General features: G+C 59.3%; 24 protein-coding genes. 17 read left to right on the plus strand and 7 right to left on the minus strand.

The features are described from left to right. Positions 1 to 24 precede the first annotated feature (24 nt). The 14 genes from nuoH (at position 25) to C5748_RS18930 (ending at position 15,174) form a co-directional block, all read left to right on the plus strand. Positions 25 to 1,071: an NADH-quinone oxidoreductase subunit NuoH gene (nuoH, locus tag C5748_RS18865; protein WP_105743481.1), complete on the plus strand. Its 1,047-nt coding sequence runs from the start codon at positions 25 to 27 to the stop codon at positions 1,069 to 1,071. An 11-nt stretch (positions 1,072 to 1,082) separates the two neighbouring features. Continuing rightward, positions 1,083 to 1,574, plus strand: a complete 492-nt coding sequence (gene nuoI, locus C5748_RS18870; RefSeq protein ID WP_105743482.1) for an NADH-quinone oxidoreductase subunit NuoI — start codon at positions 1,083 to 1,085, stop codon at positions 1,572 to 1,574. A 211-nt stretch (positions 1,575 to 1,785) separates the two neighbouring features. Further along, positions 1,786 to 2,406, plus strand: a complete 621-nt coding sequence (locus C5748_RS18875) for an NADH-quinone oxidoreductase subunit J (RefSeq protein ID WP_105743483.1) — start codon at positions 1,786 to 1,788, stop codon at positions 2,404 to 2,406. A 13-nt stretch (positions 2,407 to 2,419) separates the two neighbouring features. Beyond that, a complete protein-coding gene (nuoK, locus tag C5748_RS18880; RefSeq protein WP_105743484.1) occupies positions 2,420 to 2,728 on the plus strand; it encodes an NADH-quinone oxidoreductase subunit NuoK in 309 nt (102 codons plus the stop codon). Between the two features lie 7 nt (positions 2,729 to 2,735). Further along, positions 2,736 to 4,727 carry an NADH-quinone oxidoreductase subunit L gene (nuoL, locus tag C5748_RS18885; protein ID WP_105743485.1) on the plus strand — a complete coding sequence of 664 codons (1,992 nt, stop codon included), beginning with the start codon at positions 2,736 to 2,738 and terminating at the stop codon, positions 4,725 to 4,727. After that, positions 4,727 to 6,235 carry an NADH-quinone oxidoreductase subunit M gene (locus C5748_RS18890; RefSeq protein ID WP_105743486.1) on the plus strand — a complete coding sequence of 503 codons (1,509 nt, stop codon included), beginning with the start codon at positions 4,727 to 4,729 and terminating at the stop codon, positions 6,233 to 6,235. The genes nuoL and C5748_RS18890 overlap by 1 nt, the downstream gene beginning before the upstream one ends. Positions 6,236 to 6,250: 15 nt before the next feature. After that, complete coding sequence (nuoN, locus tag C5748_RS18895) at positions 6,251 to 7,687, plus strand: NADH-quinone oxidoreductase subunit NuoN (RefSeq protein WP_105743487.1); 1,437 nt, start codon at positions 6,251 to 6,253, stop codon at positions 7,685 to 7,687. A gap of 19 nt (positions 7,688 to 7,706) precedes the next feature. After that, positions 7,707 to 8,507 (plus strand): biotin--[acetyl-CoA-carboxylase] ligase, encoded by an 801-nt coding sequence (locus C5748_RS18900; RefSeq protein ID WP_105743488.1) that lies wholly within the window; start codon positions 7,707 to 7,709, stop codon positions 8,505 to 8,507. Positions 8,508 to 8,793: 286 nt separating this feature from the next. After that, positions 8,794 to 10,467 carry a ribonuclease J gene (locus C5748_RS18905; RefSeq protein WP_105743489.1) on the plus strand — a complete coding sequence of 558 codons (1,674 nt, stop codon included), beginning with the start codon at positions 8,794 to 8,796 and terminating at the stop codon, positions 10,465 to 10,467. A 91-nt stretch (positions 10,468 to 10,558) separates the two neighbouring features. Further along, entirely contained in the window at positions 10,559 to 10,963 is a 405-nt protein-coding gene (mce, locus tag C5748_RS18910; RefSeq protein ID WP_105743537.1) for a methylmalonyl-CoA epimerase, read from the plus strand. Positions 10,964 to 10,965: 2 nt separating this feature from the next. Next, positions 10,966 to 11,235 (plus strand): DUF1467 family protein, encoded by a 270-nt coding sequence (locus tag C5748_RS18915; protein ID WP_105743490.1) that lies wholly within the window; start codon positions 10,966 to 10,968, stop codon positions 11,233 to 11,235. 608 nt (positions 11,236 to 11,843) lie between these two features. Further along, the gene (proS, locus tag C5748_RS18920; RefSeq protein ID WP_105743491.1) at positions 11,844 to 13,172 is read left to right on the plus strand and encodes a proline--tRNA ligase; all 1,329 of its coding nucleotides are present in this window, start codon (positions 11,844 to 11,846) and stop codon (positions 13,170 to 13,172) included. Next, a complete protein-coding gene (locus C5748_RS18925) occupies positions 13,169 to 14,479 on the plus strand; it encodes a lipoprotein-releasing ABC transporter permease subunit (protein WP_105743492.1) in 1,311 nt (436 codons plus the stop codon). Before proS ends, C5748_RS18925 begins: the two co-directional genes overlap by 4 nt. Beyond that, complete coding sequence (locus C5748_RS18930) at positions 14,476 to 15,174, plus strand: ABC transporter ATP-binding protein (RefSeq protein WP_199194835.1); 699 nt, start codon at positions 14,476 to 14,478, stop codon at positions 15,172 to 15,174. The genes C5748_RS18925 and C5748_RS18930 overlap by 4 nt, the downstream gene beginning before the upstream one ends. Positions 15,175 to 15,328: 154 nt before the next feature. Here C5748_RS18930 and C5748_RS18935 read toward each other — a convergent pair whose 3' ends face one another. Further along, complete coding sequence (locus C5748_RS18935) at positions 15,329 to 15,616, minus strand: GIY-YIG nuclease family protein (protein WP_105743493.1); 288 nt, start codon at positions 15,614 to 15,616, stop codon at positions 15,329 to 15,331. Positions 15,617 to 16,278: 662 nt separating this feature from the next. Between C5748_RS18935 and dnaE the strand changes: the two genes are divergently transcribed. Beyond that, positions 16,279 to 19,749: a DNA polymerase III subunit alpha gene (gene dnaE, locus C5748_RS18940; protein ID WP_105743539.1), complete on the plus strand. Its 3,471-nt coding sequence runs from the start codon at positions 16,279 to 16,281 to the stop codon at positions 19,747 to 19,749. 50 nt (positions 19,750 to 19,799) lie between these two features. Here dnaE and C5748_RS18945 read toward each other — a convergent pair whose 3' ends face one another. Continuing rightward, positions 19,800 to 21,128, minus strand: a complete 1,329-nt coding sequence (locus C5748_RS18945; RefSeq protein WP_245581864.1) for a DNA polymerase IV — start codon at positions 21,126 to 21,128, stop codon at positions 19,800 to 19,802. Between the two features lie 149 nt (positions 21,129 to 21,277). After that, positions 21,278 to 21,574: a DUF3572 domain-containing protein gene (locus tag C5748_RS18950; RefSeq protein WP_105743494.1), complete on the minus strand. Its 297-nt coding sequence runs from the start codon at positions 21,572 to 21,574 to the stop codon at positions 21,278 to 21,280. 247 nt (positions 21,575 to 21,821) lie between these two features. On the opposite strand from C5748_RS18950, the gene C5748_RS18955 reads away from it, so the two are divergent. Further along, positions 21,822 to 22,193, plus strand: a complete 372-nt coding sequence (locus tag C5748_RS18955; protein ID WP_068881829.1) for a response regulator — start codon at positions 21,822 to 21,824, stop codon at positions 22,191 to 22,193. A gap of 18 nt (positions 22,194 to 22,211) precedes the next feature. Then, positions 22,212 to 23,585 (plus strand): PleD family two-component system response regulator, encoded by a 1,374-nt coding sequence (locus C5748_RS18960; protein ID WP_105743495.1) that lies wholly within the window; start codon positions 22,212 to 22,214, stop codon positions 23,583 to 23,585. 485 nt (positions 23,586 to 24,070) lie between these two features. Here the strand turns inward: C5748_RS18960 and C5748_RS29525 are convergent, their stop codons facing one another. From C5748_RS29525 to C5748_RS18980, 4 genes are all read right to left on the minus strand, one after another. Beyond that, positions 24,071 to 24,235 (minus strand): hypothetical protein, encoded by a 165-nt coding sequence (locus C5748_RS29525; protein WP_158259895.1) that lies wholly within the window; start codon positions 24,233 to 24,235, stop codon positions 24,071 to 24,073. Positions 24,236 to 24,416: 181 nt separating this feature from the next. Then, complete coding sequence (gene rpmG / locus C5748_RS18970; RefSeq protein WP_105743497.1) at positions 24,417 to 24,584, minus strand: 50S ribosomal protein L33; 168 nt, start codon at positions 24,582 to 24,584, stop codon at positions 24,417 to 24,419. A 101-nt stretch (positions 24,585 to 24,685) separates the two neighbouring features. Beyond that, the gene (locus tag C5748_RS18975) at positions 24,686 to 25,876 is read right to left on the minus strand and encodes an MFS transporter (RefSeq protein ID WP_105743498.1); all 1,191 of its coding nucleotides are present in this window, start codon (positions 25,874 to 25,876) and stop codon (positions 24,686 to 24,688) included. 4 nt (positions 25,877 to 25,880) lie between these two features. Next, complete coding sequence (locus tag C5748_RS18980; protein ID WP_105743541.1) at positions 25,881 to 26,612, minus strand: NUDIX hydrolase; 732 nt, start codon at positions 26,610 to 26,612, stop codon at positions 25,881 to 25,883. Between the last annotated feature and the right edge of the window lie 21 nt (positions 26,613 to 26,633).

The following is a 26,633-nucleotide window of genomic DNA, read 5'->3' on the forward strand; positions in this document are numbered from 1 at the left end:
GCAGGCAGGGAAAGAAACGAAAAAATGGACGGTATTTTCGCAACATACGTCTTGCCGGCGCTGATTATCGCGTTGAAGTCGGTCGTGCTGCTCGTCGTGCTGCTCATCGTCGTGGCTTATCTGCTCTATGCGGACCGCAAGATCTGGGCGGCCGTGCAGTTGCGCCGCGGTCCGAACGTCGTCGGTCCCTTCGGCCTGTTCCAGGCTTTCGCCGATCTTCTGAAATTCGTCGTCAAAGAGCCGATCATCCCGTCCGGCGCCAACAAGGCGGTGTTCCTGCTGGCGCCGCTCGTCTCCGCCGTCCTGGCGCTGGCGACATGGGCGGTCATCCCGGTCAATGCAGGCTGGGCCATCGCCAACATCAATGTCGGCATCCTCTATATCTTCGCCATCTCCTCGCTTGAGGTTTACGGCGTGATCATGGGCGGCTGGGCGTCGAACTCGAAATATCCGTTCCTCGGCGCGTTGCGCTCGGCGGCGCAGATGGTTTCCTATGAAGTCTCCATCGGCTTCGTCATCGTCACCGTGCTGCTCTGCGTCGGCTCACTCAACCTGACCGATATCGTCCTGTCGCAGAATGCCGGCCTCGGCACGATGATGGGTCTGCCAAGCTCGTTCCTCGACTGGCACTGGCTCGGCCTGTTCCCGATGTTCGTCATCTTCTTCATTTCCGCGCTTGCCGAGACCAACCGCCCGCCCTTCGATCTGGTCGAGGCGGAATCGGAACTCGTCGCCGGTCACATGATCGAATATTCCTCGACGCCGTTCCTGCTGTTCTTCCTCGGTGAATATGTCGCCATCACTCTGATGTGCGCGCTGACCACCATCCTCTTCCTTGGTGGCTGGCTGCCGCCCGTCGACGTGTGGTTCCTCAATTGGGTGCCGGGCGTGATCTGGTTCATGATCAAGCTGTGTTTCTGCTTCTTCATGTTCGCCATGGTAAAGGCTTTCGTGCCGCGCTACCGCTATGACCAGCTGATGCGTCTCGGCTGGAAGGTGTTTCTGCCGATCTCGCTGTTCATGGTGGTCGCCACCGCGACCTTCCTGAAGATCACCGGTCTGACCCCGTAAGGAGATTGAATATGGCTTCCCTCGCTCAAGCCGCCAAATCGCTCCTTCTACAGGAGTTCGTCGGCGCATTCTTCCTTTCGATGCGTCAGTTCTTCTCGCCCAAGGCGACGCTGAACTATCCCTTCGAAAAAGGGCCTGTCAGCCCGCGCTTCCGCGGTGAGCATGCGCTTCGCCGTTATCCGAACGGCGAAGAGCGCTGCATCGCCTGCAAGCTTTGCGAGGCGATCTGCCCGGCGCAGGCCATCACCATCGAGGCCGGTCCGAGCCGCAATGACGGCACCCGCCGCACGGTGCGCTACGACATCGACATGGTGAAGTGCATCTATTGCGGTTTCTGCCAGGAGGCCTGTCCGGTCGACGCCATCGTCGAGGGGCCGAACTTCGAATTCGCGACCGAAACGCGCGAGGAGCTTTATTACGACAAGGACAAGCTTCTGGCCAACGGCGATCGCTGGGAGCGCGAACTTGCGCGCAATATCGTCATGGATGCGCCGTACCGCTGAGGCGGCGGGGCAAATTCGGACAACTGTCATGAAGTCCGGTCATGTTGGCTGGACGGAACGGCGGTGAAAATCGAGCGAACGTCATGAACCGTTGGAGCCTTGAGCCAGGCGGGAATGACGTTGGAAACAACATCCGCGCATATCAGGCGCGGGCAAAAGGAACAGGGCAGGGCATCAGGCCTCTGCCATGGAAGGAAGTCGGGGAACCCCCATGCTGACAGGTCTAGCGGCGGCGTTTTTCTACCTATTCGCCTTTATCATGATCGGGAGTGCCTTCATGGTGATTGCCGCGCGCAATCCCGTGCATTCGGTGCTGTTCCTGATCCTTGCCTTCTTCAACGCAGCCGCTCTGTTCCTGCTGGCGGGCGCCGAGTTCCTGGCATTGATCCTTCTCGTCGTCTATGTCGGCGCAGTGGCGGTGCTGTTCCTCTTCGTCGTCATGATGCTCGATGTCGATTTTGCCGAATTGAAAAGCGGTGCGCTGCAATATGCGCCGATCGGTGCGCTGGTCGGCCTCATCCTGGCGGCGGAGCTGGTCGTCGTGCTGGGCGGATCGGTCTTCGCGCCGCAGCTGGGGCAGACCACGATGCAGCCGATCCCTGATATGGCGACGCGCAGCAACACCGCCGCGCTCGGCGATATTCTCTACACGAACTATGTCTTCTTCTTCCAGATCGCCGGCCTGATCCTTCTGGTCGCAATGATCGGTGCGATCGTGCTGACGCTGCGCCACAAGGAAGGCGTCAAGCGCCAGTCGGTTCCCGAGCAGGTCGCGCGGACGCCGGCGACGGCGATCGAGATCAAGAAGGTCGAAACGGGCAAGGGCATCTGACGGGAAACATATGATGGAAATCGGTATCGCACACTATCTGACCGTTTCGGCCGTTCTGTTCACGCTTGGCATCTTCGGTATTTTTCTCAACCGCAAGAACGTCATCGTCATCTTGATGTCCGTCGAACTGATCCTTCTCTCGGTGAACCTGAATTTCGTCGCCTTCTCCGCGGCGCTGGGTGATCTCGTCGGACAGATCTTCGCGCTTTTCGTTCTCACCGTGGCAGCCGCCGAAGCGGCCATCGGTCTTGCAATTCTCGTTGTTTTCTTCCGCAACCGTGGCTCGATCGCGGTGGAAGACGTCAATGTCATGAAAGGTTGACGGGCAAATGCTCTATTACGCGATCGTCTTCCTTCCGCTTCTGGGCTTTCTGTCTGCCGGACTTCTCGGCAAGCAGCTCGGCGTAAAGGCCTGCGAGTACATCACCTCCGGTTTCCTGGTGATCGCCGCAGCCCTTTCATGGGTGGCCTTCTTTCAGGTGGCGCTCGGCCATGGTGAAACGCTGCGCATTCCGGTCATGCACTGGGTGACATCGGGTGCGCTCTCCTTCGATTGGGCGTTCCGCATCGATACGCTGACCGCCGTGATGCTGGTGGTGGTGAACACCGTCTCCTCGCTGGTCCACATCTATTCGATCGGCTACATGCACCATGATCCGCATCGGCCGCGCTTCTTCGCCTATCTCTCGCTGTTCACCTTCGCCATGCTGATGCTGGTGACGTCGGACAATCTGATACAGATGTTCTTCGGCTGGGAGGGCGTCGGTCTCGCCTCCTACCTGCTGATCGGGTTCTGGTACAAGAAGCCGTCGGCCAATGCCGCCGCGATGAAGGCGTTCATCGTCAACCGTGTCGGCGACTTCGGCTTCCTGCTCGGCATCTTCGGCGTGTTCGTGCTGTTCAATGCCGTCAATTACGATACGATCTTCGCCGCCGCAACCAATTTCCTGCCTGCCGAAGGCAGCGCGGAGGCGGGCCAGACGGTTCTCAATTTCCTCGGCTATTCGCTCGACCGGCAGGGCGCGATCACCATCGTCTGCCTTCTCCTGTTCATGGGCGCGATGGGCAAGTCGGCGCAGTTCCTGCTGCACACCTGGCTTCCCGACGCGATGGAAGGCCCGACGCCGGTTTCCGCACTCATCCATGCCGCCACCATGGTGACGGCGGGCGTGTTCATGGTCGCGCGCATGTCGCCGCTGTTCGAGTTGTCGCAGACCGCGCTCATATTCGTGACGATCATCGGCGCGACGACCGCCTTCTTCGCGGCGACCGTCGGCCTGGTGCAGAACGACATCAAACGCGTCATCGCTTATTCGACCTGCTCGCAGCTGGGCTACATGTTCGTGGCGCTCGGTGTTGGTGCTTACGGTGCCGGCATCTTCCACCTGTTCACCCACGCCTTCTTCAAGGCGCTTCTGTTCCTTGGCGCAGGTTCCGTCATCCATGCCGTCTCCGACGAGCAGGACATGCGCCGCATGGGCGGCCTACGCAAGCTGATCCCCACCACCTACTGGATGATGATCGTCGGCACGGTCGCGCTGACCGGCCTCGGCATTCCCGGCACGTCCATCGGCACGGCAGGCTTCTTCTCCAAGGATGCGATCATCGAATCCTCCTATGCCTCGCACAGCCCGGCGGCGGGATACGCCTTCGTCATGCTGACGGTCGCCGCACTTTTCACCAGCTTCTATTCATGGCGCCTGATTTTCATGACCTTCCACGGCAAGCCGCGCGCCACCGCCGACGTCATGCACCATGTGCATGAATCGCCGCCGGTCATGCTGGTGCCGCTGTTCGTCCTGGCGCTCGGCGCGCTGGTCGCGGGCTTCCTCTTCCACGACTATTTCTTTGGCCATCACTATGTCGAGTTCTGGAAGGGTGCGCTGTTCACCGGACCGCATAACGAGATCCTGGAAGAATATCATCACGTGCCGTTCCTGGTGAAGATCGCGCCGTTCGTCGCGATGGTGGTCGGTTTCATCATCGCCTGGATCTTTTATATCCGCTCGCCGGAAACGCCGAAGCAACTGGCGCGCCGCCATCCCGGCCTCTACCAGTTCCTGCTCAACAAGTGGTATTTCGACGAGCTTTATAATTTCATCTTCGTCCGTCCCACCCTGTGGCTGGGCCGTGTCCTGTGGAAGGACGGCGATGGCAAGATTATCGACGGGCTCGGGCCGGATGGAATTTCCGCCCGCGTCGTCGATGTCACCAACCGGGTCGTCAAGCTGCAGTCCGGATATCTTTATCACTACGCATTCGCGATGCTTATCGGCGTCGCCGCGCTCGTCACTTGGATGATGCTCGGGAGCTCTTTCTGATGACCGACTGGCCCATTCTCTCAACGGTCACGTTTCTGCCGCTCGTTGGCGCGTTCCTGATCCTGCTGATCAAGGACGACAGCGAATCCGCGCGCCGCAACATCCGCAATGTCGCGCTTTTGACCACGGTGTTCGTGTTCATCCTTTCGCTTATCGTCTGGGCCTCGTTCGACAATGCGAATGCCGGTTTCCAGATGGTCGAAAAGCATGACTGGCTCGGATCCGGCATTTCCTACCATATGGGCGTCGACGGCATCTCCATGCTGTTCGTCGTGCTTTCCGCCTTTCTCATGCCGTTCTGCATTCTTGCGAGTTGGGCGTCGGTGAACGTTCGGGTCAAGGAATACATGATCGCGTTCCTGATCCTGGAAACGCTGATTATCGGCGTGTTCTGCGCGCTCGATATCGTGCTCTTCTATGTATTCTTCGAGGCAGGCCTCATCCCGATGTTCATCATCATCGGCGTGTGGGGCGGTAAGCGCCGCGTCTATGCGAGCTTCAAGTTCTTCCTCTATACGCTGCTCGGCTCCGTGCTGATGCTCATCGCCATCATGGCGATGTCCTGGCAGGCCGGCACGACGGATATCACGGAGCTTCTGAGGCATAATTTCCCGGCCTCCATGCAGACATGGCTGTGGCTTGCCTTCTTCGCATCCTTCGCGGTGAAGATGCCGATGTGGCCGGTCCACACATGGCTCCCCGACGCACACGTCGAAGCGCCCACGGCAGGTTCGGTGATCCTGGCGGGCGTGCTCCTGAAGCTTGGCGGCTATGGCTTCCTGCGCTTCTCGCTGCCGATGTTTCCGCTGGCCTCCGCCGAACTGGCGCCGCTCGTCTTCACGCTCTCGGCGGTTGCGATCATCTACACCTCGCTGGTGGCGCTGGTGCAGGAGGATATCAAGAAGCTCATCGCCTATTCCTCCGTCGCCCATATGGGCTTTGTGACGATGGGCATCTTCGCCGCCAACGAGCAGGGCGTGCAGGGCGCCATCTTCCAGATGCTGTCGCACGGCATCGTCTCTGCCGCACTGTTCCTTTGCGTCGGCGTCGTCTATGACCGCATGCACACGCGTGAGATCGCGGCCTATGGCGGCCTCGTCAACAACATGCCGAAATATGCCGTCGCCTTCCTGATCTTCACGATGGCGAACGTCGGTCTGCCAGGCACGTCGGGCTTCATCGGCGAGTTCCTGACCCTTTTCGGTGTGTTCCAGGTCAATAGCTGGGTGGCGTTCTTCGCAGCGTTCGGCGTGATCCTGTCGGCGGCTTACGCGCTGTGGCTCTATCGCCGGGTGATCTTCGGCTCGCTCGACAAGGAAAGCCTGAAGGCGCTGCTCGATCTTTCGCCGCGTGAGAAGGTCATCCTCTATCCGCTCGTGGCCCTCACCATTTTCTTCGGCGTCTATCCGGCCCCGGTCCTCAACGTGACCGCGACCGCCGTGAACGCGCTCGTCAATCAATACAACGCATCGCTGGCCGCAGCCGCCAGCCTTGCGCTGGCGCAGTAAAAGAGGCGAAGGCCGATGCAGACCGATCTGATTGCTCAACTGACGCTCATTGCTCCGGAGCTGTTCCTGGCACTGGGGGCGCTGACGCTTCTCATGGTGGGCGTATTCTCCGGCGAGCGGGCGAGCACGCTGGTGAACGGTCTTGCCGTTGCCGTGCTGATCGGCACGTTGGCGCTCGTGATCGTCTTTCCCGCCAACGGCAAGGCTTTCGGCGATGCGTTCATCAGCGATGGCTTCGGTCGCTTCATGAAGACGCTGACGCTCATCGGCTCGATCGTCACGCTCGTCATGTCCGTCGGCTTTGCCAAAGCCGAGAAATTCGACAGGTTCGAATTTCCGGTGCTGATCCTGCTTGCCACGCTCGGCATGCTGCTGATGGTTTCGGCCAACAATATGCTGACGGTCTATCTCGGCCTCGAATTGCAGTCGCTCTCGCTCTATGTGCTGGCAGCCATCAACCGCGACAGTGTCCGCTCGACGGAAGCCGGCCTCAAATATTTCGTGCTGGGAGCCCTGTCGTCCGGCATGCTGCTCTACGGCATTTCGCTGATCTATGGCTACACCGGCCACATCGGCTTCGAGCAGATCGCCGCATCGCTTTCGGGCGGTGAGCGCCAGCTCGGCCTTGTTTTCGGACTGGTCTTCCTGTTGGCCGGCCTGGCCTTCAAGATTTCCGCCGTGCCTTTCCATATGTGGACGCCCGACGTCTATGAAGGCGCGCCGACGCCGGTGACGGCATTCTTCGCCGCCGCGCCGAAGATGGCGGCGATGGCGCTCCTCGTGCGCGTGGTGATCGGCGCGTTCGAGCCGGTTACCAGGGACTGGCAGCAGGTAATCATCTTCATTTCGATCGCCTCCATGCTGCTTGGCGCATTCGCGGCGATCGGCCAACGCAATATCAAGCGCCTGATGGCCTATTCCTCGATCAGCCATATGGGCTACGCGCTTGTCGGTCTCGCCGCCGGCACTGCGGCCGGCGTGCGCGGCGTCGTGCTCTACATGCTCATCTATCTCGTGATGACGCTCGGGACCTTCGCCTTCATCCTCGCCATGCGCGGCAAGGACGGCAATGTCGAGCAGATCGATGAACTGGCGGGCCTGTCGCGGACCAATCCGGTGATGGCGACGATCATGACCATCTTCATGTTTTCGCTTGCCGGCATTCCGCCGCTCGCAGGCTTCTGGGCAAAATGGTACGTCTTCCTCGCCGCCGTCGAGGCAGGGCTTTATCCGCTTGCCGTGATCGGCATCGTCGCCTCCGTCGTCGGCGCTTTCTATTATCTTCGCCTGATCAAGCTCATGTGGTTCGATGAGCCGGCCGCCGGTTTCGTTCCGGTGGCAGGTGAATTGCGGCTCGTGCTTGGAGTATCGGGCGCATTCGTCCTGTTCTACGTTCTCATTGGCGGGCCGATCGGCGCGATAGCCGAAGCTGCATCGAAATCGTTCTTCTGACATGGCGGATATCTGAGCCATGGTGTTTTCGCTCTCTCCGCTGGCCGGCTTGAGCTCCTATCGCCTGGAGGCTTTCGACACCGTTGGCTCCACCAATGCGGTCGTGCTCGAACGGGCGCAGGCCGGCGATCCGGGAAAGCTCTGGGTCGTCTCGAAGCGCCAGGAAAGCGGGCGTGGACGGCGGGGCCGTGCCTGGGCGACGCCTGTCGGCAATCTTGCCGCGACGCTTCTTCTCGTTGAATCCTATGAGTTGAAGACGGCGGCAACACTCGGTTTTGTGGCGGGGCTGTCGCTCGCCGACGCGCTCGATGCCGTCTTCTCGCAGACCCCTTCGCTTAATTCCGCTCGCATCGGGCTCAAATGGCCGAACGATGTGCTGGTCGACGGCGCAAAGCTCTCGGGCATCCTGCTGGAATCGGCGCTCCTGCCGCAAGGCCGCTTTGCCGTCGCCGTCGGCATCGGCGTCAACATCGTTTCCCATCCTGAAGATCTACCTTATCCCGCCACGTCTCTACAGGCGTTGGGCAGCACCTGCGACGCCGAAACGCTGTTTCTTGCGCTCTCCGATAGCTGGCGGGAAAACAGTGCTCTTTGGAATGAGGGCCGGGGGCTTGGCGAAATCCGCTCGCGATGGCTTGAGCGCGCCGCCGGGCTTGGCGGCGAAGTGTCCGTGCGCGTGGAAGACCGTGTCGTTCGCGGCATATTCGAGACGATCGATGAGGACTGCCGGTTCGTCATCCGTGAGGAGGATGGCGGTCGCGTCCTGATTGCGGCAGGCGACGTGTATTTTGGCTCGGTGGCCTCCGCCAACGCGGTATAACCGGCTTCATACTGACACTTGCGTGCAAGAAGGGCTAGCGTAGCCCGCTAACCCGGTGATAAGCGTTCAGGCAACAAAGTAAGGTCCAGGAAAAGTGCGCAGCAGTTTTCCCGGGGAAAGCAGGCACTGCCTTTTCCGTCTGGACCTGCATGAATTGACAGAGAGCAAGTCCAGGAAAAGTGGGAACCGCTTTTCCGTTCTTGCGTAAGATAAACAGCTGGAGTGGTTCCGAAAAAATCGGGACTGCTCCGCAATGCAAATTTGTGAATATTTGCGAGGAGCCTGAATGCCTCATTCCAAATCCGCGGAACTCGTCTTTCTGCCGCTCGGTGGCGTCGGCGAAATCGGCATGAACCTCGCCCTGTATGGTTACGGGCCAGAAGACGATCGCGAATGGATCGTGGTGGATATGGGCGTAAGCTTCGCCGGACCGGAATTGCCGGGCGCCGATCTGATATTGCCCGATATCCGGTTTCTCGAAGCCGAACGCCACAATCTCCGGGGCATCATCATCACCCATGCGCACGAAGACCACTACGGCGCGCTGCTCGATCTATGGCCGCGCCTCAAGGTGCCGGTCTATGCATCGCCATTTACGGCCGGGCTCCTGGAAGCGAAGCGCCGCGGTGAGCACAACGCGCCGGAAATACCGGTTACGATCTATCGCGCCGGCGAGAAATTCTCCGTCGGCCCCTTCGAGATCGAGGCGATCCCCGTTACCCATTCGATCCCGGAGCCGGTATCCCTTGCGATCACCACGCCGCTCGGCACGGTGATCCACACGGGCGACTGGAAGAGCGACCCGGAACCTTCGTTGGGGCCGCTGCTTGATGAGGATCGTTTCCGCGAATTGGGAGACCAGGGCGTTCTGGCGCTCGTCTGCGATTCCACCAACGCCATGCGGGAAGGGGAATCACCCTCCGAGCGCCAGGTTGGCGAAAGTCTGCGCGAACTCATCGAGAACGCCCGCGGCCGTGTCGCGATCACTACCTTCGCCTCCAATGTCGGGCGCATACGGTCTATCGCCGAAGCCGCGCGGGACGCCGGCCGTCAGGTTCTGGTTCTCGGCCGCTCGATGAAGCGGGCGATCGAGGTTGCGGGCGACCTCGGCTATATGGAGGGACTGCCGGAATTTCTGTCGGAGGAAGATTATGGCTTCATCCCGCGCGAAAACGTGGTGATCGTCCTGACGGGCAGCCAGGGTGAATCGCGCGCGGCGCTGGCCAAGATCGCCCGCGACGAGATGCGCAACGTGGCGCTCGCGCCGGGCGATACGGTGATTTATTCCTCGCGCACCATTCCCGGCAACGAAAAGGCCATCATCGAGACGAAAAATCTTCTGATCGAGCAGGGCATCAAAATCATCACCGACGGCGACACCCTCGTCCATGTCTCCGGTCATCCGCGCCGCAATGAATTGAAGCGCATGTATTCCTGGGTAAGGCCGCAAATCCTGGTTCCGGTGCATGGCGAGGCCGCGCATCTGGTGGCGCAGGGATCGCTCGGCGCCTTATCGGGCATTCCCGAAGTGGCGCAGGTTCGAAATGGCGACATGCTGCGTCTGGCGCCGGGACAGGCAGAAATCATCGACGAGGCGCCTTTTGGCCGTGTCTTCAAGGATGGCAAGCTGATCGGCGATGAGGACGAGGTAGGGATAACCGATCGCCGCAAGCTTTCCTTTGTCGGTCATGTCGCGGTATCCGTGCTTGTCGACGGCCATTATAATATCGTCGGAGATCCCGATCTGGTGCCGATCGGCCTGCCGGAAGCCGACGCTCGGGGCGATCTGATGGAGGATATCCTGTTCGACGCGGCCGTGAGTGCGATTGAAAGCATTCCGCGCGCCCGCCGCAGGGATATCGAAGTTCTGCGGGAAGCGGTACGCCGTGCGGTACGCGCCGCTGCAAACGAATCCTGGGGCAAGAAGCCCATCGTGACGGTATTCCTGACGAAGGTGTAGGAGCAAGTCCAGGAAAAGTGTGAAGCGGTTTTCACGGGAAAAGCAGGAACTGCTTTTCCCGGGGGACTTGCGGCAAAACAAGAGAGAAGTCATGCTCGGTCGCCTCAATCATGTCGCAATCGCAGTGCCCGATCTTGGCAGCGCGAGCGCGCTTTACCGCACCGCGCTCGGCGTTGAGCCGACAAAGCCGCAGGCTCTGCCGGAGCATGGGGTCACGGTTGCATTCGTCAATGTCGGGAATACCAAGATCGAGCTGCTCGAACCTTTGGGAGAGGACTCGCCAATCCTGGCATTTCTGGATAAAAATCCGGCCGGCGGCATGCACCATCTCTGCTATGAGGTGGAGGATATAATAGCCGCGCGGGACCGCCTGAGAGAGCAGGGCGCGCGCATTTTGGGCGACGGTGAACCGAAGATCGGTGCGCATGGAAAGCCGGTGCTGTTTCTGCATCCGAAGGATTTTAACGGCACGCTCATTGAACTGGAACAGGTGTAATCATGTCCGTAGCGTCGGGAATAGCGATCTATTTCATTATCTGGTGGACGATGCTTTTCGCGCTTTTGCCGGTCGGAGTACGCACGCAAGCTGAGGAAAATGACATCACGCTTGGCACCACCGCCAGCGCGCCTGCCCAGCCGCGCATCTGGCTCGCGTTCTTTCGCACCACCATCGTTTCCACGATTATTTTCGCGACCTACTATTACGTCACGCAAATTCTCGGCTTTGGCCTGGACGATATTCCGCATTTCTTTCCTGATCTGAAGTAAACCGGATCGCCGTGCCGCCCTGCAGAACGGGTAAAGAGCGTCTCATCACTTTGAAATCCTGCGTGATTTTCTCCATAAAACCACTTCCGGTTTAAGGCGTTTCCGCCACAGGATATTCATTTGGCTGAGCATGGCTTGAGGGGAGTGCCTGAAATGCGGATTCCAGATATTCCGCTGCCGCAAGTTGCCTGCTTCCGGTCTTAGAAAATCGTGATTATCACCTGAATTTGCAAAAAAAAAGCAAGGCTTGCGCCTTGCAGTTGAATACGCGTCCGATCTCATATCCGTATAGTCGGCGGCTGCGGATTATCGCGCCGAGATCGCATCCTCCCAAGACTTTGACCGCGCAGGAAAGCAATTTTATAGCTGCTTTCTCTTTATGATTAAAAAAATAGCGGAGTGCTCATGGAATGTCACGCAAATTTTTTCAATTTTTCACATTGTGATGAATCGCAATGCAATGCCTCATCCATTTTGCCGGCTGACATTTGAAGTACAAGCTTTCAGCCGGGTTTCCAACCGCATGAGAAGCCGCTAAGAAACCCGTGGCTTTGCTCATGTTTTCGCCTGATTCTGCAAGCACTCAGGTCTCTTTGTTTGGTGGTCCCATGCGTCTTTCGCGTTACTTTTTGCCTATCCTCAAGGAAAATCCCAAAGAGGCGGAAATCGTCTCGCATCGGCTGATGCTGCGTTCAGGCATGATCCGCCAGCAAACGGCGGGAATTTATTCATGGTTGCCGCTCGGCCTGAAGGTTCTCAACAAGGTCAACGCAATCATTCGGGAAGAGCAGAACCGGGCAGGCGGCATCGAATTGCTCATGCCGACCGTCCAGCCCGCCGATCTGTGGCGCGAGAGCGGCCGTTATGACGATTACGGCAAGGAAATGCTGCGCATCAAGGATCGCCAGGACCGCGACATGCTATTCGGGCCGACCAACGAGGAAATGATCACCGACATTTTCCGTTCTTACGTGCGTTCCTACAAGAACCTGCCGCTCAATCTCTACCATATCCAGTGGAAGTTCCGCGACGAAGTCCGCCCGCGATTCGGCGTCATGCGCTCGCGCGAATTCCTGATGAAGGACGCCTATTCCTTCGACTTGGATTATGAGGGCGCCAAGGCTTCCTATAACCGGATGTTCGTCGCGTATCTGCGCACCTTCTCCCGCATCGGCCTGCAGGCGATCCCGATGCGGGCCGATACCGGCCCCATCGGCGGCGATCTCAGCCATGAGTTCATCATCCTGGCAGATACAGGCGAAAGCCAGGTATTTTGCGATCGCGCCTATCTCGATCTCGCCGTCCCCGGCGCGGACACGGATTTCCGAAATGATGCGGAGATATCCGGCGTCGTCGACCGTTGGACCAAGCTTTATGCTGCAACCGACGAAATGCACGACGAGGCCGCGTGGGACAAGATCGGGGATGCAGACCGGCTTGCCGCCAGAGGCATCGAGGTTGGCCATATCTTCCATTTCGGTACCAAATATTCCGAGCCCATGGGTGCCAAGGTCACCGGTCCGGACGGCAAGGATCATCTGGTTTCCATGGGATCCTACGGCATCGGTCCGTCGCGCCTCGTCGCCGCGACCATCGAGGCATCGCACGACGAAAACGGCATCATCTGGCCAAAGTCGATCGCGCCATTCGGCGCCGGCATCGTCAATATGAAGCCGGGTGATGCCGGTTGCGACGGCGTTTCGGAAAAGCTTTATGAGGCGCTGACCAATGCCGGGCTCGACCCGCTGCTCGACGACACCGACGAACGGCCCGGCGCGAAGTTCGCGACGATGGATCTGATCGGCCTGCCGGTTCAGATCATCGTCGGGCCGCGCGGCGTCGCGGCGGGTGAAGTCGAGATAAAGGACAGGGCGACGGGCACGCGCGAAACGCTTCCCCTCGATGCGGTGATCAATCGACTGGTGGGTTCGGTATGAGCGAAGCGACGGCTGCGGCCAGGCAGGGTGCCAAACAGGGTGCAAGACAAGGTTCCGGGCCCTTTTCCGCTTTCGAGCGGATGATCGCGTGGCGCTATCTTCGTTCACGTCGCCGCGACTCGTTCATCTCTGTCATCGCCGGCTTCTCCTTCACCGGCATCATGCTGGGCGTGGCGACGCTCATCATCGTCATGGCGGTGATGAACGGCTTCCGCGCCGAACTGCTTACCCGCATTCTAGGCATCAACGGCCATATCATCATGCAGCCGACGGAGCGGCCATTCGATGACTATGCCGATCTGATCAAGCGTATAGATGCCATTCCGGGCGTGTCCTATGCCATTCCGGTGGTCGAGGGGCAGGCCCTGGTGCAGGGCAATGCCGGTCCCGGCACGTTTGGCCTGGTGCGCGGCCTGCGCAGCGAGGATATCGCCAAGCTGAAGCTCGTGGCCGACAATGTGAAGCAGGGGACGTTCCAGGGCTTCGATGATAGCGGCGGCGTTGCCATCGGCACCCGCATGGCGCAAAATCTCGGGCTTTCGGTGGGCGATAATTTGACGATCATATCACCGGAGGGTGATGTCACGCCGTTCGGCGTCAATCCGCGCGTCAAATCCTATAAGGTCGTGGCGATTTTCGAGATCGGCATGTCGGAATACGATGCCTCGATCATCATCATGCCGCTCAGCCAGGCGCAGCTCTTCTTCAATCAGGAGGGTAAGGTCCAGTCGATCGAGGTTTTCGTCGACAACCCTGACAATGTCGATGCGCTGAAGAAGCCCATCGAGGAGGCGGCCGGACGCCCGCTGATGCTGACCGACTGGCGCCAGCGCAACCAGACCTTCTTTTCCGCCCTCGAGGTCGAGCGCAACGTGATGTTCATGATCCTGACGCTGATCGTGCTCGTCGCGGCCCTCAACATCATTTCCGGCCTGATCATGCTGGTCAAGGACAAGGGCCGTGACATCGCCATCCTGCGCACCATGGGCGCGACACGCAACGCCATCCTGCGCATCTTCCTGATGACCGGCGCTGCGATCGGCACGGCCGGCACGCTCGCAGGCGTCGTGCTCGGGGTCGTGGTCTGCCTCAATGTCGAGCGCATCCGCGAATTCTTTTCCTGGCTTTCGGGCACCACGCTTTTCAACCCGGAGCTCTATTTCCTGAGCCAGCTTCCGGCCGAGATGAACCCCGGCGAGACGATCTCCGTCATCGTGATGGCGTTGGTGCTGTCCTTCCTTGCGACACTCTTTCCGGCATGGCGCGCCGCCAGGCTCGATCCGGTCGAAGCCCTGAGGTATGAATGATGGCTGGAAAACCGGCTCTCGATCCCATTTTGAAACTCACCGGTGTCGGCCGCGCTTATCATGAAGCAGGGCGTGCGCTGGTCATCCTGAATGATGCCGATTTTTCGCTCGGTCGAGGCGAGATGGTGGCGCTCGTGGCGCCGTCGGGCGCGGGAAAATCGACGCTTCTGCACACCGCTGGACTGCTCGAACGCCCTGACACCGGCGATGTCGTCCTCGACGGACGGGACTGCAGCGCGCTTTCCGATGACGAACGCACCGCCATCCGCCGCAACGATGTCGGCTTTGTCTATCAGTTCCATCATCTTCTGCCGGAATTCACAGCACTCGAGAATGTGATGATACCCCAGATGCTACGCGGGCTGACGTCGGCCGCCGCCGCCGAGCGGGCGCAGCAGCTTCTCGATTACATGAAGGTCGGCCCGCGCGCCACGCATCGCCCGTCGGAGCTTTCCGGCGGCGAGCAACAACGCGTGGCGATCGCCCGCGCCGTCGCCAATGCCCCCCTGGTGCTTCTCGCCGACGAGCCGACCGGCAATCTCGATCCGGTAACGGCTTCTTACGTGTTCGAGGCGCTGGAGGCGCTGGTGAGGCAATCAGGCCTTTCCGCGCTGATCGCGACCCATAATCACGAACTGGCCGGCCGCATGGACCGCCGTGTGACGCTGAAGGATGGCAAGGTCGCCAACGTCTGAATTGCCGGGAGATTCGTGCCTGCCTGGTGACTGTTCCACTGGCTGGGTTCCGCCGGGGCGACCAAGCTCCTTCCGCTCCTCAGCCATGGGTCCTCGGGTCAAGCCCGAGGATAAGATCCGGAATGGCAAGAACGGCCAAACGGCGCAAAGCTTTCTACCACCCAATCCCGCGATAAAGCTCCGCCCAGTCCGGGTTGATGCTTTCGATGAGGTCGATTTTCCACCGCCGGTTCCAGCGTTTCAATGTCCGCTCGCGCCTGATGGCGTCGCGGATGTCGTCGTGCTCCTCGTACCAAACGAGACGGGCACAGCCATATTCCGAGGTGAATCCGGGTGTGATGCCGTTCTTGTGTTCCCATACCCGATGCGAAAGGTCGTTGGTGACGCCGATATAGATCGTCCCGCCCTTCTTGCTCGCCATCATATAGACATATCGGCTCATTGCATGATGGTCGGTCGAAGATGTCCTGCCGTCAAGCCTGGGTTGGATGGGGTGGATGGGCGTCCGGCGTTCCGGAATGGATCATCGGATCAAGTCCGATGATGACGAAGGGGTGTTTGCTACGAGGGTGACAGGCGAGATGGCATTCGCTTGCGACCAGCACCAGCGCTTAATTGCAGCAACATAAAACCCGTCATCATCGGACTTGATCCGATGATCCATTCCGGAACAGCAAAACCAACCACAACCATCGCCAGACGGAGGCCGTGGCAGCCATCTCGTTGTGCTTCAAATCCCCGTTAACCCATCGCAAACCATAAGCGAAAAACAGCGGGGGAAAACTTGGTTGACATTGGAACAGAAATAGAACAAAAAATAAACAGATGAGAACAAAGAGGAGTTTTAGCCATGACCGATCTTGTCCACGACGTTTTGTCCTTCGTTTCAGTCAGCCTGTTCATCGCCACTTTCGCCATCTGGGTCAGCGCGATCTGAGGTTTCCCATCCGGTAGACTTGTTGACCGCCGATCATCAGGCGCGGCTTTATCTGGACATGCCGCGCGTGATCCCTAAGACTGCTATGAAGGCGGCCGAGAGTCGTCTCATGCACAGTCGGGGAATGAACATTGGCGGACGGTATAGCGCAAGCGGGCAGGGTTGAGCTGAAAGCGGCTTCCGGAAACACCGGTCCGCGCTTCATCCACCTTAGGGTTCATTCCGCTTATTCGCTGTTGGAAGGCGCCCTGCAGGTCGGCAAGATCGTCAGCCACGCGGTCGGTGATAACGCGCCGGCGATAGCGATGACCGACACCAACAATCTTTTCGGGGCGCTGGAGTTCGCCCAGAAAGCCGTCAAGGATGGCGTTCAACCGATCGTCGGCTGCCAACTCGACATGAGTTTCGGTGATAGCGGCGACGACAGCCGCAACGCCAGCAGGCGCGATGCGCTGGGTCTCGCGCCGATCGTGCTGATAGCCGCTACCGAGGAAGGCTATACCAATCTGGTGCGGCTTGTGAGCCGCGCCTATCTACAAACGCCATCAGGCGATCCCGTGCATATCGACGCCGGCTGGCTGGAAGGGCATTCTGAAGGCATCATTGCGCTGACCGGCGGGGCGCTCGGGCCGATTGGCCGGGCGCTTGCCGCCGAGCGGTCGGATCGTGCGCAGCAGCGCCTCCAGTACCTTCAATCACTGTTCGGCGACCGCCTTTATATCGAATTGCAACGTCCGGCCGGCTATGATCGCATGATTGAGGCGCGGATGGTCGAGCTTGCTTATGCAAATGCTCTGCCGCTGGTGGCGACCAATGAAGCCTTCTTCCTGAGGAGTGCCGATTACGAAGCGCATGATGCGCTGCTCGCCATCGCGGATGGACAGTTGCTTTCCTCCGACGAGCGCCGTCGCTTGACGCCGGATCATTATCTGAAGAGCCAAGCCGAGATGGCGGCACTCTTCGCCGATCTGCCCGAGGCGCTGGAGAATACCGTCGAGATCGCGCGACGTTGCTGCTGGTATCCGGAAACCCGTAAACCCATCCTGCCGCGCTTCACCGGCGACGCGGGTGCCCCCGAGGCGGCCCTGCAGGCGGAAGCCGACGAACTGGCACGCCAGGCGCGCGAAGGTCTCGAGCAGCGCATCGCAACTTTGGGGATGGCGGACGGTTATGCGCGCGAGCAATATGTCGAGCGGCTGGAATACGAGATATCGATCATCCAGCGGATGGGATTTCCCGGTTACTTCCTGATCGTTTCCGACTTCATCAAATGGGCGAAAGCGCAAGGGATACCCGTAGGCCCTGGCCGCGGGTCGGGCGCGGGCTCGCTCGTCGCCTATGCCCTGACCATCACCGACGTCGATCCCTTGCGCTTTTCGCTGCTGTTCGAGCGCTTTCTCAATCCCGACCGTGTGTCGATGCCGGATTTCGACATCGATTTCTGTCAGGACCGGCGCGACGAGGTCATCCGCTATGTGCAGGCCAAATACGGCCGCGACCAGGTGGCGCAGATCATCACCTTCGGTACGCTGCAGGCCCGCGCCGTGCTGCGCGATGTCGGTCGCGTCCTCGAAATGCCCTATGGCCAGGTGGATCGGCTCTGTAAGCTCGTGCCGCAGAACCCGGCCAATCCGGTAACGCTGGGGCAGGCGATCGAGGGCGAGCCGAAGATTGCCGAGGAGCGCGAGAAGGAACCCGTTGTCGGGCGTCTCCTCGATATCGGCCTGAAGCTCGAAGGGCTCTATCGTCACGCCTCGACCCACGCGGCGGGTATCGTCATCGGCGACCGGCCGCTGTCGGAACTGGTGCCGATGTACCGTGATCCGCGTTCGGACATGCCGGTCACCCAATACAACATGAAATGGGTCGAGCAGGCGGGGCTGGTCAAGTTCGACTTTCTCGGCCTCAAGACGCTGACCGTCCTGCAGATGGCGGTAGGGCTCGTCAGCCGCAAGAGTGTCGAGATCGATCTCTCCAACCTGCCGCTCGATGACGAGCCGACCTATCAGATGCTGTCGCGCGGCGAGACGGTCGGCGTGTTCCAGGTGGAAAGCGCGGGCATGCGCAAGGCGCTGATCGGTATGCGCCCGGACCGCATCGAGGATGTCATCGCGCTGGTAGCGCTTTATCGCCCGGGTCCGATGGAGAACATCCCGACCTATAACGCCCGCAAGCATGGTGAGGAGGAGATTGCCTCGATCCATCCCAAAATCGATCATCTGGTGAAGGAGACGCAGGGCGTCATCGTCTATCAGGAACAGGTGATGCAGATTGCACAGGAGCTTGCCGGCTATTCGCTCGGAGAAGCGGATCTCTTGCGCCGAGCCATGGGCAAGAAGATCCGCGAGGAAATGGACAAGCAGCGCATCCGCTTCGTCGAGGGCGCCATTGAGCGCGGCGTCGGCAAGGCGCAGGCGAACATGATCTTCGATCTGCTCGCGAAATTCGCCGATTACGGCTTCAACAAGTCGCACGCCGCCGCCTATGCCATCGTTTCCTACCAGACCGCTTATCTCAAGGCCCATTATCCGGTCGAGTTCCTCGCCGCGTCCATGACCTACGATATGTCCAATACGGACAAGCTCAACGACTTCCGTCGTGAAGCGGGCCGTCTCGGCATCGAAGTCGTACAGCCCTCGGTCCTGACCTCCTTCCGGGCGTTCGAAGTGGGTGAGAACCGGATTTTCTATTCGCTTGCCGCGATCAAGGGCGTTGGCGAAGCCGCGGTCGACCATATCGTCGAGAAACGGCAGGAAAAGCCCTATGAAAGCCTTGAGGATTTCTGCGAGCGTATCGATCCGCGCATCGTCAACCGCCGTGTTTTCGAAAGCCTGATCAACGCCGGCGCGTTCGATTGTTTCAAGCGGGACCGGGCGTCGATGATCGCCGGCCTCGACCGCATCATGGGCCATGCACAGCGCACGCAGGAAGATGCCGTCAGCGGTCAGGCGGATATTTTCGGCCTGGGCGGCGGTCCGAAGGAAAAGCTGCAGCTTCCCGCCGCAGCACCCTGGCTTCCCTCCGAAAAACTGCACCGTGAATTTCAGGCGGTCGGCTTCTATCTCTCGGCCCATCCGCTGGATGAATACCGTTCGGTCCTGCAAAAGATGCGCGTGCAGAGCTGGGCCGACTTCTCCATCGCCGTAAAGCGCGGCGCAAGCGCCGGGCGTCTCGCCGGTACGGTGACGAGCCGTCAGGAACGCAAGACGCGCACCGGCAACAAGATGGGCATCGTGCAGCTTTCCGACGCGACCGGGCAATTCGAGGCGGTGCTGTTCTCCGAAGGGCTCGCGCAATATCGCGACCTGCTCGAGTCAGGTAAATCGGTGGTGATTACGGTTGCGGCGGAGGACCGGCCCGAAGGCATCAGCCTGCGCATCCAGACCGTCCAGTCGCTGGAGGACGAGGCGTGCCGCATCCAGAAGGCATTGCGACTCTATTTGCGCTCGAGCGAGGCGTTGAAGCAGATCGTGCCGCATCTGACGACGCGCGGCGACGGCCAGGTCAGCCTCATCGTCATCAAGGAGAACGGCCTGCGCGAGGTGGAGATCGAACTTCCCGACCGCTACCGCGTCAGCCCGCAGATCGCCAGCGCCATGAAGGCGATCAAGGGCGTGGTCGATGTCGAGCTGCTTTAGGGCCTGAGCGATTCATCGCTGAAGAAGTGGGGTGGACCACAAGCGCCTACTCAGCCTTTCCCATTCCCCGGCGGACGTTCAGTGCGCCCCGTGCCGAAGGTATAGCCGGTTTCCACGGCCTTGTTGCCATATTTGGTTCGAAGCCTGTCGATCGCGCCTTCGGCGACCGCGCGCTTCGTCGCCTGATTGTCGACCAGATCGGGCGGGTCGGCTTTATCAGCATCCTCCAGATCGCTGACGCCGATGCCGATGAGGCGGAACTTCGTGCCGTCGAGCTCCTTTTCCAGAAGCTGCAATCCGGTGCGGAATATGCGGTCGGCAAGCTGTGACGGATCGGAAAGCTGCCGGTTGCGGGTTCTGCTTTTGAAATCTTGGCTCTTGAGCTTCAAGACGACGGTACGCCCGGCAATGCCGCCGGCTTTCAGCCGCCGCGACACCTTTTCCGAAAGCGAGCGCAAAATCGGCACGAGATCATTGGCAGAGGACAAATCCGTGTTGAAAGTGGTCTCGGACGACACGCTTTTCATCTCGCCTTCCGGCTCGACCCGCCGCACATCCATGCCGCGCGACAGCCGATAGAGCCTTTGCCCCATCGTGCCATAGACCCTCATCAGCGCTGCTTCCTCCATCTCCTGCAATTGTCCGATGGTGCGGATGCCATCGGCTTGCAGCGTCGCTGCGAAGGCCTTGCCGACGCCCCAGATCAGCGTCACCGATTTATCCCGCAGAAACGACAGCGCCTCCTTTTCGCCGATGATGGAGAAACCGCGTGGCTTTTCGAAATCGGAAGCGACTTTCGCCAGGAATTTGCAATAGGAGAGGCCGATGGAAATGGTGATGCCGATTTCGTCCTCGATGCGTCTGGCAAAGCGTGCCAGCACGCGGGCAGGCGGATCGCGGTGCAGCCTTTCCGTGCCTTTCAGATCGAGGAAGGCCTCGTCGATCGAAATCGGCTCGACCATCGGCGTCAGTTCCAGCATCAATTGCCGGATTTCTCGGCCGACCCGGACATATTTCTCCATATCAGGCTTGATGACGACCGCTTGCGGACAGGCTTCCAGCGCCTTGAACATCGGCATTGCCGAACGCACGCCATGGATTCGCGCGATATAGCAGGCCGTCGAGACGACACCGCGCTTGCCGCCGCCGATGATCAGCGGCTTGTCCCGCAGATCGGGATTATCGCGCTTTTCCACCGCCGCATAAAAGGCGTCGCAGTCGATATGCGCCAGCGACAGGCTGTAGAGCTCGTCATGATGCAGGAGCCGCGGGCTGCCGCAGGCATGGCAACGCCGCACCGCGGAATGTTGCAGCGTCAGGCAGTCTCGGCAGAATCCCGCGAGCGGATGATTGACAGAGCCCATGTGCACAGCGAACATAAGAGGAACATTTTGAATCATAGGGGAGCGACGCCATGGCGGCAAGTCAGATGCACGATCATGCACCATAGAAATCACCACAGCGCTGCTCAATCCGCAGCGCTGGCCATCAAAATCCGCCTAACGCTGATGCGGCTTGTCCTGTGAAGTCAGACCTGCCGATCGTATGAGTGGTCGCCGCCCGGCAAGGCATGAAGGGCACTTTGCAGTTCAGCGGGGTTGCTGCCGGTTTCCTCGCAGAAGCGTAACAGTGTGGGCTCATGCGCCAGGTAGAATTGCAGAACGCCGGCAAGGAACCCCGGCTCGCGCGCCGCGGTTCTGATGTCGCCAGCCTGAATGCCCGTCAGGGAAAGGAACCGCGGAAGTAGTTCATTGTCCTGCGCCAGGAAAGTCAGCGCCTGCACCGCCAGCGCCTGGGCTTGATCAGTCGTCATATCGGTTTTCATGGAGCGTTCCCGGCACTTGGGCGTTGGACATAGGGCATGGATGAAAGCGTCGAACTTTTAGGACTATGCAATCCGATCTGCAACTTTATAGTAGGCGCGGGAACATTGGCCGGTTCATTTGCCTTTCGTCAATCAAATCGACTTAGGATGCCAATAATCGGTTGGGCGGCATAAGCGAGATTATTGCCGTGCGCACGATGAACGGCAAGAGTTGCCATATGCGAGAAAGTTTCGCGGAAAGTTTTCAATGACGAAAAAAGTGATGATCGTTGAAGACAACGAGCTGAATATGAAGCTTTTCCGGGATCTCATAGAGGCAAGCGGATACGAGACCATTCGCACGCGCAACGGTCTGGAGGCGCTGGATCTCGCCCGGCAACACAAACCTGATCTGATCCTCATGGATATCCAGCTTCCCGAAGTTTCCGGGCTCGAGGTCACGAAATGGCTGAAGGAAGATGATGAACTGCATCGAATTCCAGTTATCGCGGTGACCGCATTCGCCATGAAGGGCGACGAGGAACGTATCCGTCAGGGCGGCTGTGAAGCCTATATCTCGAAACCCATCTCTGTTCCGCGGTTCATCGAAACCATTAAATCCTATCTTGGCGATGCCTGAAAGGTTGGGGGACCTTCTGTGACTGCTCGCATTCTTGTCGTCGATGACATTCATGCCAACGTGAAGCTGCTCGAAACGCGGCTTCTTGCGGAATATTACGATGTGGTTGCCGCTCTGAGCGGCCAGGAAGCGCTGGAGATCTGCCATAGCAGCAATGTCGATATCGTCCTTCTCGATGTCATGATGCCTGAAATGGACGGGTTCGAGGTCTGCCGCCGCCTCAAGGCCGATCCGAAGACGACCAATATTCCGGTCGTGATGGTGACTGCTCTCGACCGGCCGGAAGATCGCGTCCGCGGACTGGAGGCGGGTGCCGACGATTTTCTCACCAAACCGGTCAACGATCTGCAACTGTTGTCGCGGGTAAAGAGCCTGGCGCGGCTGAAGAACCTTTCGGACGAGCTTTTCCTTCGCGCGGCCACGGCGCGCGAGGCCGATATAGAGGGCCTGCTGCTAAGCCGCACGGAGGATATCAAGACACGGGCGAAGCTCCTCATCGTCGATGAAAATGAGGCGGCTGCATCGCGGCTGCGTGATCTGCTTTCAAGAGACAATGAGGTCGATATCGTTACCGAGCCTTCCGCTGCGCTGATCAGTGTCGTGGAGGGCGATTACGACTGCGTGATCGTCGCCACCGGCTTCACCACATATGATCCGTTGCGCTTGTGCTCGCAAATGCGGGCCATCGAGCGCACACGCCTGCTCCCGATCATTCTCATCGCAGAACATGATGAGGCCAGTCTCGTCGCCCGTGGGCTTGATTTGGGGGTGAACGACTATTTGATGCGCCCGCTGGATCGCAATGAACTGCTCGCCCGTGTACGGACCCAGGTCAAGCGCAAGCGCTATAACGACCTCCTGAGAAAGAGCCTGAGCCAGACGATCGAAATGGCGGTGACTGACAGTCTGACAGGACTGCATAACCGTCGCTATCTCGACAGCCATATGTCCATGCTGTTCACGCGTTCGATTTCGCGTGAGCGCCCTTTATCCGTGCTGATGACCGACATGGATCATTTCAAGTTGATCAATGACACCCATGGTCATGATGCAGGCGACGACGTCCTGCGCGATTTCGCCGGACGTCTGCATCGCAATATCCGCGGCATCGATCTGGCTTGCCGCTATGGCGGCGAGGAATTCGTTGTGGTCTTGCCGGATACCGATGCGCAGATGGCGGCGGTTGTTGCCGAGCGCATCCGCGAAACGGTCGCCTCCACGCCTTTTCTCATTCATAATGGCACGGCAAGTGTCGATGTCACGATCAGTGTCGGGCTGGCCTGCCTCCAACCCCGCAATGACAGCGTCGAGAAGCTTTTCAAGCGCGCCGACATAGCCCTTTATAAGGCAAAGAAAAACGGCCGCAATCGTGTGGTCGGGGCGGTCGCGTAGCTGCATAAATTCGTATATGCGCAGATATGCATTTACCAAAATATCCAATCTCTTGCCGGACAGTTAAGATTTAGTTGCATTTCTCTTCCAATTGCGCAAATTTCTTGGGAGCAAGAACGCGTGGCTGGCTTGGGGGCAGGCCATGCGCATAAATGCCCCATGATGCTCAGGTCCGCCGCATCTCCTGGGTCCGTGGGGTCGGTCGGTCGGCGTTGGCACACAGTGGAATCCTCGTACCGCTGCCTATTCGTCGACCGACCCCCTTTTCTTTTTGATTTCAATAGCTTGTTCTTTGTCGTTCGCATCCGCGGACAAAACAAAACGCCGCCCAGGAAGGGCGGCGCTGGTCAATGCTCATATCGGCAATTCGAGTTCTTGATCGCACAATCAACCATCCCATCACCGAAATCCCGGTAATGCGTTGCCGGTTCTTCACCGGTAGGCGACTATGCCAGGCCGCTAAAGAAGACCTATTCGGTCTTGATCTATTTTTTCACAGTCGACTGCGTATCTGCCGGCGTGCTCGTCGAAATGCTCGCCGTGGTCATTTTCTTGTCAACGGATGCCGATGTCGAATGGGCTGCGCAATCCGCTGCGGCGGCTGATACGGAAAGGCCAAAAGCGGCGGCAAGTACGAGAATTGTTTTCATCGTCTGTCTCCAGGCTTTGTTGGTACCAATTCAGGCTACCCGCAAACCCCGCATCCACCAAATCAACTTTTTGCGTCCATTTTCGCCGGACCGCCACAGGTTTAAAAAACAACGAAAAACACTGGCTGCAAACAAAAACGCCGCCCAGAAGGACGGCGTTCGTAAATCGCTGAAACCAGGATTACTTGATCTTGGTTTCCTTGAACTCGACGTGCTTTTTTGCAACCGGGTCGTATTTACGCTTCGTCATCTTGTCCGTCATCGTGCGGCTGTTCTTCGACGTGACGTAGAAGAAACCGGTGTCTGCGGTCGACAAAAGCTTGATCTTGATGGTCGTAGCCTTAGCCATTTTAAAGTACCTGCTCTTTTCTGATTGAAACCGCCAACGATTCCGGCGATTTCATCCGGCAGCGGAAATTCGGCGCGACACTACGGCTGCGGGCCAAAAAGTCAAGCCCGCTTCTTGTGCCCAAGCAGCCTGAACGCCGCGACAAGCATATAAAGTGCGAAAAATGTCCCGAGAATGACGGCAAAACCTTTCGGTCCCATCGCGTCCATGCCAATGCCGACGGCCTGGGGCCCCGCCAGCATCCCCAATGCATAGCAGAAAACGAAGGCGGCATTGGCGGAAGCGAGTTCGCGCCCGGTGAGCCGGGAGCCGAGATGCGCCAGGCCGACCGTGTAAAGCCCCGCCACCACGCCGCCCCAGACGAAGAGAAGCCCCGCCACCAGATACCAGTTGCCGATGATGAAAGGCAGAAGAATCATGCCGAAGAGGCCGATGAGGGCGCATATCAAAAGTAGATTGCGGCGATCGCCAACCCTGTCACTGATGATCCCAAGGGGTATCTGCAACAAGACATTGCCGAGGCCGATCATCGTCAGGAGCAGGGCGGCTTCGCTTTCCCCATAACCGATGCGGGTTCCGAAGACGGGGAAGAGCGCGAAACCACCAGTCTCGACCGCGCCGAACACGAAGACGGCGGCGGTCGCCGTAGGAACCGCGAAGATATAGGGGATGAACGGCACGTGGTCGCCATCGTCGAAATCGGGGCTGTCCTTCCAGGCCAGAAGTACTGGAATGGCCGCGAGATTGATGATGATGAAGCCGACGCCGAATGGCAGCATTCCGGCACTGCCGATCTGCGAGAATATCCACGGGCCAAGCGCAAATCCGAGCGAGAGCGTGGTGGCATAGATGCCGAGCACGAGCCCGCGTTTTTCCGGCGGGGCGGACGCATTGATCCAGTATTCCGAGAGCACGAATAGCACGGTGAGCGCGAAATGCAGCGCGATGCGCAACGCGAACCATGCCCATAATGCCTGAAAGAAATGAAACCCGAGAAAGGCGAAGCCGCCAAGGAGCAGCATGGCGAGAATTGTCCGCACCACGCCGAAACGTGCGGCAATCGGGGCCGCGAGAGGGGCCGCGGCGATCGAGGCAAGACCCGCGACAGCCGTATTGGCGCCGATGAGACTGGCTGAATAGCCGCGGCTTTCCAGAAGCACGCTCAGAAGCGGAATACCGAGACCGATCGCCATGCCGACGGCGCTGATCGTGGCGATGGCCGCGGCGAGCGAGCGCCAGGGCGCCCCGGATTGCTCTTCGCCCGAGTCGTCGCTTGAGGAGAGGGACGTCATGTCTTCAGATGATCTCACGGACATAGCGGCCATACCGCATTGCATATTGAACGACCGGAAGGCCAGGGGGCAGAGCAGGGCCGTCCTGCAATTGCGCTTCGATTTCCTTGAGGATAGTCAGCGTAATCGAAGGCACGTCGAGAGAACAGGCGTCAGTGAAGGAAAGCCAGCGCAATTCTTCCAGTTCGCCGGAAGGGCCGGTGCCCTCGGGCAGTTGAGCGGCGATGGCGTCGCGGAAAGCGATGAAGAAGCGGGTGTCGAAACGCCTCACATTTCCCGGTGGTGTGATGGCGCGTGCGACATAGCGGAGAACCGAGAGATCGGGCGTCAGGCTGCGGGCCGCAAATGCCTCCCAGTCTGGGTGGGCAGAACTTGGCTTCTGACCGCTCGCTGTCGACTTACCGAGGAAAAGCCCGGCCTCTTCATAAGTCTCGCGGATCGCGCAAAGGGCAAGCGCCCTTGCACGCCGCCGCGTGGCGCGGGCACCCATGCCGGCGAGGAGTTTTTGCTCGTCCTGGCTGACGAGCTCGGCGGCTGCGGCGATGCCGCCATCGGCTGGATCGGCCCGTCCGCCCGGAAAGACGAATTTCCCCGGCATGAAGACGTGGCCCATATTCCTGCGTCCCATCAGAACGCGAAAATCCTTGTCCTCGCGATCGATCAGGATCAGCGACGCCGCATCGCGTGGGCGCAAGGGAAACCGGTCGGAATTCGGCTTCACCTGCATTTCCTGCATCTGCTGCGGGGGGCTTTCGGG

This window comes from Phyllobacterium phragmitis, from assembly GCF_002980495.1.
GTDB lineage: Bacteria > Pseudomonadota > Alphaproteobacteria > Rhizobiales > Rhizobiaceae > Paramesorhizobium > Paramesorhizobium phragmitis.